This is a genomic window from Streptomyces sp. NPDC055078, from assembly GCF_053607985.1.
Genome location: NZ_JBSGUP010000812.1, coordinates 1 through 3296 on the forward strand (window position 1 = coordinate 1; position 3296 = coordinate 3296).

1 protein-coding gene is annotated in these 3296 nt (G+C 73.7%); it reads left to right on the top strand.

The window, feature by feature from the left end:
• Positions 1-226 precede the first annotated feature (226 nt).
• Positions 227-3296 (top strand): DUF4011 domain-containing protein (locus tag ACWF94_RS37090; RefSeq protein WP_453499097.1); only part of this gene is annotated, 3070 nt, incomplete at its 3' end.

Here is a 3296-nt window from a genome sequence, read left to right on the forward strand (position 1 = left end):
GACCCAGCGAGGCTGAATTTGCTTGCCTGGGTGCGCCATTTCAGCCCGTCCGGCGATTGAGGACACGCCCGCAGGGCGTGCCCGGCAGCACACACAAGCGCGCTCCCCGGCGGAGCCCCCACGCTCCGAAGATCGACAACAAGTGCATATCGGATGGCTGAAGCCCGGCGTGTCACGAAGTGAAGGCTGATAGGCAGACAGTTCGTCCCCAGGAGGTACTTTCCGTATGACCGGTCGGCCCCAGTCCGCGCACGCCACCACCAGCGACCCTGGTCCCGACCGGCTGAAGGCCGTTCTGGACGGCTGGCGGAACTCCCTGCTCGACATGGGTGGTCGCAACAGGCTGCTGAACTTCCGCCATACGAGGACGGCCACGCTGGAGCTGACCTCCCCCGACGCCATCGCCCTCCTCGCGGGCCTCGGCAAGGGCTGGGGCTTCGCGCCCGTCGCCGAGGAGCGGACGGGTCCGTCGGGGCCGCCGGTGCCGCCGGGTGGTCCGGGACAGGGCGTCGACCTGGACAAGCCGAGCGCCCCGGACCGGGCACCCGAGGCGGCGGACCGGACCCCGGCGGCGGACCGCGCACCGGGGACGGCCGACCGGGCACCGGGGACGGCCGACCGGACACCCCACCTTGCCGACCGCACCCCGGGAAACCCCACCCGCCCCGGTCTGCGCACCCAGAAGACCACCCAGTCCGGCCTGGACAGCGCCCTCTACCAGCTGCGTCTCAAGTCCGGCCAGATGTACAACGACTACGGCCTGTGGGTCCTGTGGCTCGGCATCGGCATGCTCGACTGGTGCGAGGAAGGTGCCCAGGAGACCAGCTCTGCCCCACTGCTCCTCGTTCCCGTCGAGCTGCGCCGGGACCGTGACCGACGCTTCCGGCTGCGCCCCGCCGAGGGCCAGGACCGCACCCACAACCCCGCGCTCGCGGTGAAGCTGGAGCGCATGGGCGTCGACTGGTCCGCCGTCACCGGCACCGATGTCACCGACCCGGCGGCGGTGCTGGCCGCCGCCCGCGAGGTCGCGGCGGCCCAGCCGGGCTGGCGGGTCGGCGAACGCGCGGTGCTCGGCCTGTTCGCCTCGCACCGGGAGGCCATGTACCAGGACCTCCAGCAGAACGAGGAACGCATCCTCGCCCATCCGCTGGTGCGCGCCGTCGGACTCGGCCCCGACTCCGGGCTCCCCGACGACGTCATCGGCTTTGAGCCCCCGGAGCTGGACCGGATCGACGAGATCCAGCTCCCCGAGAAGACCCCGCTCGTCCTGGACGCCGACGCGTCGCAGCGCCAGTGCATAGCCGCCGCCCTGGACAACCGTTCCTTCGTGATGAGCGGCCCGCCCGGCACCGGCAAGAGCCAGACCATCACCAACATGATCGCGGCCCTGCTGCACGCGGGCCGGAGCGTGCTGTTCGTCAGTGAGAAGGCCGCCGCCCTCGATGTCGTGCACAACCGGCTGCGCGGCGTCGGACTCGGCGACTTCGTGCTCGCCCTGCACAGTGGGGACACGAGCAAGAAGGCCGTCGCCACCGAACTCGCCCGGGTCCTCACCACCGAGGCCCGCGTCACCGGAGCGGCCGAGCACGAACTGGCGCGCGCCCGCCGACTGCGGGAGGACCTGTCCGGCTACGCGGCGGCCATGAACGAGACCCGCGCACCCCTGGACCGCTCGCTGCACGACGTACTCGGCCGTCTCGTCCAGCTGGAGCTGTCCGGCACCCCGCTGCTGCCGCTCGCCGCCCGTGACGTCCAGAACACCACCACCGTACGCACGCTGAGCGCCGGTGCCCTCCAGGAACTCCACACCGCCGCCCAGGCCATCAGCCGCGCCTGGCGGCCCGCGGCGGAGGGCGAGGCGTTCGCCTGGCGCGGACTCACCGGCACCGCCGCCCACCAGGTCGTCACCGAGGCCCGTGACGCGCTCGACGCGCTGCTGACGGCCACCGGCCGCCGCCCCTTCGCCGCCACCCAGGGCGAACCGCGCTCCGTCCGCGAACTCCAGGGGACCGTACGGATTCTGCGGGCCGGACTGCCCGACTCCGGGCGCCCGGTCACGCCAGGCCCCGGCACACCACTGCCCGAGGATGTCTCCCACCAGCTCGCCCAGCTCGCCGATCTGTTCGGCATGCCCAAGGGGGACAGCGCGGAGGCCGCTTTCGCCCTGTGTGAGCTGGCCGACCTGACCACGGCGGAACACCGCCCGCCACGCGCCTGGTTCGACCCCACCGTCCTGCGCCTGGCCCAGCTGGCCGCCCAGGAGCTGCGCCGGGCCCTGGACGCCGAGACCGGCGCCCGGCGGGCCGCCGATGACGTCTTCGGCGAACAGGTGCTCCGGGCCGCCGGACTCCCCGACCTCGTCCACCGCTTCACCGACAGCCACCGTGGCGTGATGGCGCGCTTCTCGGCCCAGTTCAAGGCGGACCGCGCGGCCGTGGCCGCCCTCACCCGTACCGGGAACCGGGACAAGGCGGTCGTCGGGCGGCTGGACCAGGCCCTCGCCTGGCAGCGGGCCGCCGCCGAGGTCGCCCGCCTCGCCGATCAGCACGCCGCGCTGCTCGGCCGCTACGCCCACCGTACGAACGACGGGGTGGACGCCCTGCGCCAGGCGCTGGCCACCGCCGACCGCATCGCCGCACTGACCCGGGACGCCGTACGCGACGACCTGCTCCCCGACCAACTGGCCGCCGAAACCGCCGAGATCGCCGAGATCGCCGAAACCGCCGAGACCGCCGAGACCGCTGAGATCGCCGAGATCGCTGAAGCCGCCGTGACCGCCGCGACCGTGGAAAGCCCCGGGACCACCGCAGCCGACGCACCGGACACCCCGGATAACCCCAACAGCCCCAACAGCCCGGACAACCCCGGCGGAGCCGCCGAACCCCACACCCCGGGGCGCGCCCACCCCCCTGGCGGCCCCGACCGCCTCCCCGCCCTCCTCGCCGGAAACATCCGGCGGGCCCTCGGCGACTGGTGCGAGATCACCGACCGCCGGGCGGAGCGCTGGTCCGACGCGGTGACCGCGCTGCTCGGCCTCTTCGACGACGCCCGCACCACCCAGCTCGCCCCGTCCCTGCTCGGTACGTTCGACCAGGCCCAGCAGGTGATCGGCGCCCTGCTGGCCGACCCGCACGGCCCCGACGAGTGGCAGGCGTACCGCGACGGCCTCGCCGTCCTCGCCCGCCATGGCGCCGACCAGCTCGTGGCGGTCGCGGCCGAGCGCGGTGTCGACCCGGGACAGCTGCCCGGCGTGGTCGAGCAGGCGCTGCTGCGGTCCTGGGCGGACGGGGTACTCG